Source organism: Streptomyces sp. OR43 (assembly GCF_008042275.1).
GTDB lineage: Bacteria > Actinomycetota > Actinomycetes > Streptomycetales > Streptomycetaceae > Streptomyces.
Genome location: NZ_RDBK01000043.1, coordinates 3,785,097 through 3,791,878, shown reverse-complemented (window position 1 = coordinate 3,791,878; position 6,782 = coordinate 3,785,097). Strand labels below are relative to the sequence as shown.

Annotated in this window: 7 protein-coding genes; 2 read left to right on the top strand and 5 right to left on the bottom strand. The window is 66.7% G+C overall.

All coding sequences use genetic code 11. The features are described from left to right. Nucleotides 1–751 precede the first annotated feature (751 nt). The 3 genes from EAO72_RS36260 to thyX all read right to left on the bottom strand — a co-directional run bounded on the left by EAO72_RS36260 (nucleotide 752) and on the right by thyX (nucleotide 4,356). Nucleotides 752–2,437 carry a ribonuclease J gene (locus EAO72_RS36260; RefSeq protein ID WP_148021261.1) on the bottom strand — a complete coding sequence of 562 codons (1,686 nt, stop codon included), beginning with the start codon at nucleotides 2,435–2,437 and terminating at the stop codon, nucleotides 752–754. 132 nt (nucleotides 2,438–2,569) lie between these two features. Beyond that, on the bottom strand, nucleotides 2,570–3,469 hold the full coding sequence (gene dapA / locus EAO72_RS36255; RefSeq protein WP_148021260.1) for a 4-hydroxy-tetrahydrodipicolinate synthase: 900 nt from the start codon (nucleotides 3,467–3,469) through the stop codon (nucleotides 2,570–2,572). A gap of 152 nt (nucleotides 3,470–3,621) precedes the next feature. After that, nucleotides 3,622–4,356 carry an FAD-dependent thymidylate synthase gene (gene thyX / locus EAO72_RS36250; RefSeq protein ID WP_148021259.1) on the bottom strand — a complete coding sequence of 245 codons (735 nt, stop codon included), beginning with the start codon at nucleotides 4,354–4,356 and terminating at the stop codon, nucleotides 3,622–3,624. A gap of 181 nt (nucleotides 4,357–4,537) precedes the next feature. On the opposite strand from thyX, the gene EAO72_RS36245 reads away from it, so the two are divergent. Together EAO72_RS36245 and EAO72_RS36240 are read left to right on the top strand one after the other, a co-directional pair. Beyond that, complete coding sequence (locus EAO72_RS36245) at nucleotides 4,538–4,777, top strand: hypothetical protein (protein ID WP_148021258.1); 240 nt, start codon at nucleotides 4,538–4,540, stop codon at nucleotides 4,775–4,777. A gap of 94 nt (nucleotides 4,778–4,871) precedes the next feature. After that, nucleotides 4,872–5,423 (top strand): hypothetical protein, encoded by a 552-nt coding sequence (locus EAO72_RS36240; protein WP_148021257.1) that lies wholly within the window; start codon nucleotides 4,872–4,874, stop codon nucleotides 5,421–5,423. A gap of 87 nt (nucleotides 5,424–5,510) precedes the next feature. On the opposite strand, the gene EAO72_RS36235 is transcribed toward EAO72_RS36240, so the two are convergent. Both EAO72_RS36235 and dapB read right to left on the bottom strand, forming a co-directional pair. Further along, nucleotides 5,511–5,981, bottom strand: coding sequence for a hypothetical protein (locus tag EAO72_RS36235; RefSeq protein WP_148021256.1), 471 nt, complete (start codon nucleotides 5,979–5,981; stop codon nucleotides 5,511–5,513). Nucleotides 5,982–5,995: 14 nt separating this feature from the next. Next, nucleotides 5,996–6,748 (bottom strand): 4-hydroxy-tetrahydrodipicolinate reductase, encoded by a 753-nt coding sequence (gene dapB / locus EAO72_RS36230; RefSeq protein WP_148021255.1) that lies wholly within the window; start codon nucleotides 6,746–6,748, stop codon nucleotides 5,996–5,998. Nucleotides 6,749–6,782: the final 34 nt, after the last annotated feature.

The window sequence follows — 6,782 nt, the reverse complement described above, 5'->3', positions numbered from 1 at the left end:
GAAGGGCAGATTGCCCACGTGTTACTCACCCGTTCGCCACTAATCCACCCCGAAAGGCTTCATCGTTCGACTTGCATGTGTTAAGCACGCCGCCAGCGTTCGTCCTGAGCCAGGATCAAACTCTCCGTGAATGTTTTCCCGTAATCGGGTAGACACCACGAGAGCGGAACAACCGAGTCGGAATAGGACCGGTCGTTCRCTATGTCCTCGCTGTGTGCATTGCCTGCCAAGCCCGAAGGCCTGCCAGGACTTTCAAAGGAACCTCGAACCTGCCGAAACAGGTCGGGGTATCAACATATCTGGCGTTGACTTTTGGCACGCTGTTGAGTTCTCAAGGAACGGACGCTTCCTTCGTACTCACCCTCGCGGGTTTTCCTCCGGGCGCTTCCCTCCGGTCTTGCGTTTCCGACTCTATCAGACTCTTTCGTGTCCGATTCCCGGTCGAAGCGGGTCTTGCATTTCCGCTTTCCAGTTCTTCGCTTTCGCGCTTTCCCTTTCCAGCAGTTCCAACCTTACCAGAACCCGTGCGTACCGTTTCCGGTACGAATTTGAATTCCAGTGGCCGTTGAAGTGGCCTTGCCTTTCGGCGGATCCGACATTATCAGAAGTTCTGAGTCGGAATTTCCGTCCCCGGGCCCACGGCACACACGTGTGCGCGGCGCTTCCCGGTGAGGCGGAGACGCAAACGTACTGGAGCGGAGCGCCCCGATGCAAATCGGGGGCCCCGCTCCGTAGTTCGCGCCTGTCGGGGTCAGACCTCGACGACGACGGGAAGGATCATCGGGCGCCGGCGGTAGGTGTCGGAGACCCACTTGCCCACCGTGCGACGGACGAGCTGCTGGAGCTGGTGCGGCTCCATGACACCGTCCTGCGCCGACTTGTTGAGGGCCTCTTCGACCTTCGGCACGACCGCGCTGAACGCCGAGTCGTCGATGCCGGAACCCCGGGCCTGGAAGTGAGGCCCGCCCACGATCTTGCCGGAGGAGCTGTCCACCACGATGAAGACCGAGATGATGCCCTCGTCACCGAGGATGCGACGGTCCTTCAGGGAGGTCTCGGTGACATCGCCGACCGAGAGACCGTCGACGTACACATAGCCGGCCTGGACCTTGCCGACGATCTTGGCCTTGCCGTCGATCAGGTCGACGACCACGCCGTCCTCGGCGATGACGATGTGGTCCTTCGGGACGCCGGTCAGGGCGCCCAGTTCGGCGTTGGCCCTGAGGTGGCGCCATTCGCCGTGGACCGGCATCAGGTTCTTCGGCTTGCAGATGTTGTAGAAGTACAGCAGTTCGCCGGCCGAGGCGTGACCGGAGACGTGCACCTTGGCGTTGCCCTTGTGGACGACGTTGGCGCCCCAGCGGGTCAGGCCGTTGATCACGCGGTAGACCGCGTTCTCGTTGCCGGGGATCAGCGACGAGGCGAGGATGACGGTGTCGCCCTGGACGATGCGGATCTGGTGATCGCGGTTGGCCATCCGGGACAGGGCCGCCATCGGCTCACCCTGCGAGCCCGTGCAGACGAGCACCACTTCGTCGTCCGGCAGATCATCGAGGGTCTTGACGTCGACGACCAGTCCCGCGGGAACCTTCAGATATCCGAGGTCACGGGCGATGCCCATGTTCCGGACCATCGAACGTCCGACGAAGGCGACCCTGCGGCCGTACTCGTGGGCCGTGTCGAGGATCTGCTGGATGCGGTGCACGTGACTCGCGAAGCTCGCCACGATGATGCGCTTCTGCGCGTTGGCGAAGACCGTGCGCAGCACGTTCTGGATGTCGCGCTCGGGCGGTACGAACCCGGGGACCTCCGCGTTCGTCGAGTCGGAGAGCAGAAGGTCGATGCCTTCCTCGCTCAGCCGGGCGAAGGCGTGCAGGTCGGTGAGCCGGCCGTCGAGCGGCAGCTGGTCCATCTTGAAGTCGCCGGTGGCGACCACCATGCCCGCGGGTGTGCGGATGGCCACCGCGAGAGCGTCCGGGATGGAGTGGTTGACCGCGATGAACTCGCAGTCGAAGACTCCGATGCGCTCGCGCTGCCCCTCCTTGACCTCAAGGGTGTACGGACGGATGCGGTGCTCCTGGAGCTTGGCCTCGATGAGCGCGAGGGTCAGCTTGGAGCCGATGAGCGGGATGTCCGGCTTCAGACGCAGCAGATACGGGACGCCACCGATGTGGTCCTCGTGTCCGTGCGTGAGGACGATGCCCTCGATGTCGTCGAGACGGTCCCGGATGGTGGTGAAGTCCGGAAGGATCAGGTCGATTCCCGGCTGCTCCTCTTCGGGGAAGAGGACGCCGCAGTCGACGATGAGCAGGCGGCCGCCGTACTCGAAGACCGTCATGTTGCGGCCGATTTCGCCGAGGCCACCCAGCGGGGTGACCCGCAGGCCGCCCTTCGGGAGCTTCGGCGGGGTGCCGAGTTCAGGATGCGGATGACTCAAAAGACTCTCCTTACCACACACGCCACGTACCGCTTGGGCACGTGGCGCGCATGTCATTCGTGCACTTGCTGTTGTCTTTGGTGGTGCTCTGTCGCGAATCGTTCTTCGCGTATTCAGTTGTGAAGTCTGTGGTTACAGCTGTACCCCACCTGCGGCGAGATCGATCTTGAGCTGTGCCGTTTCCTGCGCGCTGAGTTCCACCAGGGGCAGACGCAGCGGGCCGGCGGGGAGGCCCTGGAGGGCCAGCGCGGCCTTGGAGGTGATCACACCCTGGGTGCGGAACATCCCCGTGAACACGGGCAGCAGCTTCTGGTGGATCTCGGTTGCCTTCTGCACGTCTCCGCCGGCGTAGGCCTCGAGAAGAGCGCGCAGATCCGGTGTGACGACGTGGCCCACGACGGAGACGATTCCCACGGCGCCGACCGACAGGAGCGGCAGGTTCAGCATGTCGTCACCCGAGTACCAGGCCAGGCCGGACTGCGCGATGGCCCAGCTGGCGCGGCCGAGGTCGCCCTTGGCGTCCTTGTTCGCCACGATGCGCGGATGCTCGGCGAGCCGGACCAGGGTCTCCGTGTCGATCGGGACACCGCTGCGGCCGGGAATGTCGTAGAGCATCACCGGCAGGCCGGTGGAGTCCGCGATCGCGCTGAAGTGCCGGAGGAGGCCCTCCTGCGGCGGCTTGTTGTAGTACGGCGTGACCGCGAGGAGGCCGTGGGCGCCGGTGCGCTCGGCCGTGCGGGCGAGCTCGACGCTGTGGCGGGTGTCGTTGGTCCCGATGCCGGCGACCACGTGCGCCCGGTCTCCGACCGCCTCCAGCACAGCCCGTACGAGCTGGTCTTTCTCCGCGTCGCTGGTGGTCGGGGACTCGCCGGTGGTGCCGTTGATGATCAGGCCGTCGTTGCCTGCGTCCACCAGATGGGTGGCGAGCCGCTGGGCGCCGTCGAGGTCGAGTGCGCCGTCCGCCGTGAAGGGCGTGACCATAGCGGTGAGGACCCGCCCGAAGGGGGTCTGCGGAGTGGAGATCGGAGCCATGGGTAACACGCTACTCGTTGCTCGGCGCTCAATGTCCCCTCGGGGGGACAAGCAAGAGGAGCCCGGCACTGCCTGCTCGGGGGTTCAAGCAGTGCCGGGTCCGTTTGATCAGCCTAGATGAACTTCTCGAAACGCCGCAATACGGACACCGCCTACGGGGCAACGCGTCCATTTTTGTTGAAGGCTGCATGGGTGAGCGGCATGAGGCGTGCCCAGTGCGCCTCCATCTGCTCGCCGACCATCTCGATCTCCCGCTGCGGGAACGACGGAACCTTGGCGAGCTCGTGCTGCGTACGCAGGCCGAGGAAGTGCATCAGCGAGCGGGCGTTGCACGTCGCGTACATCGAGGAGAACAGGCCGACCGGGAGGACCGCACGCGCCACCTCGCGGGCCACGCCCGCCGCGAGCATCTCCTGGTAGGCCTCGTAGGAGCTGCGGTAGGACTCCTCCATCGCGCGGGTCGTGAGCGCGTGCTGCTCCGGAGTGCCCTCGACGAACTCGTACTTGCCGGGGCGTCCCTGCTGGATGAGCTTGCGGGACTCTCCCGGAACGTAGAAGACCGGTTCCAGCTCCCTGTAGCGGCCCGATTCCTCGTTGTACGACCAGCCCACGCGGTGCCGCATGAACTCGCGGAACACGAAGATCGGGGCGCTGATGAAGAAGGTCATCGAGTTGTGCTCGAACGGGCTGCCGTGCCGGTCCCGCATCAGGTAGTTGATGAGCCCCTTGGAGCGCTCGGGATCCTTGGTGACCTCTTCGAGGGACTGCTCACCGGCCGTCGAAACACGGGCGGCGAACAGCACGTCGGAGTCACCGGCGGCGTGTTTCACCAGGTCAACGGTGACATCGCTGCGAAAGTGGGCCTTTGTGGGCTCGGGGGTGGTCACCGGTGGGGGTCCTTCCAATGGCGTCTCGATCGGCGCCCACTCTACGGCCGTGGCTCCGCGCCTCCCGCACCGCCGTCCGGGGACTTCTTTCACCGATCCGGCGATTCAGGGCACCGATCGGGCTCGCCGTACGTCTGACTCATTAGCACCGCCCGAATCAGAGTTCAAGGAGAGTTACCTCATGTTCCGCCGGCGTGAATCCGTCCCGTTCTCGTTCGTAGCCGAGGCCGACCGGTTCCGCAGTAACGTCACACCGCCCCCGCGGGAGCGCGCCTCTCTCTCGGAGAAGGCGGGCCGCACCCTGATCGGCCTCGTCGTGGTCGCCGGACTGGCCGGATCACTGCTGCTCGGCCTGCCCGCCCTGTCGCCCGAGCAGTCGGCGGGGCACAGTCAGCAGACCGAGGCCGCGCACGGGCGATGACTCGTACGGGCCCCCTGGGGTGGTCCGGCCGGTAGCCTCCTCGGTAGCCTCACCGGGCACAGCAATCGAGCGTGCTTGTGAGTGAGGATCAGTCGTGCCCCTGCCCTTTCTGACGGCCGACCGCGCATTTGACGCGAGCGCTGAGGATGTCGCGCTGCCGTTCGACGACCACGACAGCTGGCGGCGCCCCTACCGCCCCGGTCCCTGGCGTGTCGCGGCCGCGGCCGGACTGCTGCTGCTTGCCTCTTTCATCCTGTTCGCCGGGATGATCACGGCGTTCGCCGGGGCGATGCCCGGGGCCGGGGCATGTCTGGCTCTGGCCCTCGCGGTGATCATCTGCGCCCTTCGGATGCTGCGGATCGGCGCCTGGGTGAGCCGGCACGGCGTACGCCGGGTGGGTTTCTTCCGGACGACGACGGTGCCGTGGAACCGTGCCGCCGCGGTGCGTACGGTGCAGCAGCCGGTCAAGTGGCTCGGGTTCCCGCGCACGGTGCAGGGCCAGGCCCTGATCGTCGTACGCAAGGGCGGCGACGCGGTGCCGCCCTTGCTCACGGACTCCAACGCGGACTTCCTGGCACGTGGTGAGGCGTTCGACCGGGCCGCCGACACGATCGAGGCGTGGGGGGACGAGTACCGGCAGCACTGAGGGCCCGCCTGCCCCTCCCGCACACAACGAGACCGTCCGGCGTTCGCGAAGAACGCCGGACGGTCTCGTTGTGTGGGGAAGAGCCCTCTAGGTGCCGGACGGGGCCGCTGAGGCCGGTGTGCGGGCTCTGTGCAGGGCGATGGCCCGCTGCATGGCCTTCCTGGCCCTGGGGGTGTCCCGGGCGTCCTGGTAGGCCACAGCAAGGCGGAACCAGCAGCGCCAGTCGTCCGGCGCGTCCTCCGTCTCCTCCTTGCGGCGGGCGAACACCGCGTCGGCGGATTCCCGGTCGATACGCCCGCTCGGGGTACGGGCCAGGTCGTCGACGGGCAGACCGCCCTCGGCGTCGAGTTCGGCGGCGAGTGCGTTGGCCCTCCGGACGAACTGGGTGTTCTTCCAGAGGAACCAGATGCCGATCACCGGAAGGATCAGCACGGCGACCCCGAAGGTCACCGTCAGGAGCGTGCCGTGCCTGATGAGCAGGACACCTCGGCTGCCGACCAGGAGGAAGTAGAAGACCAGGACGGCAGCGGTGACGGCGTAAGTGATCTTTGCGCGCATGGCGGTGGACTCAGTCAGTTCAGGTCGAGGAAGTTTTCCAGGCCGAACGTCAGGCCCGGAGTGGTCGCCACGCGCCGTGCTCCGAGCAGGATGCCCGGCATGAAGCTGCTGTGGTGCAGGGAGTCGTGCCGGATGGTGAGGGTCTCGCCCTCGCCCCCGAGCAGCACCTCCTGGTGGGCCAGGAGGCCGCGGAGCCGGACCGAGTGGACCGGGATCCCGTCGACGTCCGCGCCGCGTGCTCCGTCCAGTGCCGTCGCGGTGGCATCCGGCTGGGGCGCGCAGCCCGCCTGACGGCGGGCCTCGGCGATCAGCTGGGCGGTGCGCGCGGCGGTGCCGGAGGGGGCGTCGGCCTTGTTGGGGTGGTGCAGCTCGATGACCTCGACGGACTCGAAGTAGCGGGCGGCCTGCTGGGCGAACTTCATGGTGAGTACCGCGCCGATGGAGAAGTTCGGCGCGATGAGCACACCGGTCCCCGGCGAGCCGGAGAGCCAGGTGTTCAGCTGCGCGAGCCGTTCGTCGGTCCAGCCGGTGGTGCCGACCACGGCGTGGATGCCGTGCCGTACGCAGAAGTCGAGGTTGTCCATCACCGACGTGGGGGTGGTGAGCTCGACGACGACCTGGGCGCCGGAGTCCGTCAGGGACTCCAGCTTGTCGTCGCGGCCGAGCGCGGCCACCAGTTCCATGTCGTCGGCGGCCTCGACCGCTCGTACCGCTTCGGAGCCGATACGGCCCCGGGCACCGAGAACGGCCACGCGCAGCTTGCTCATGCTTGCTTCTTTCGGGTGACGGGGTGACTAGGTG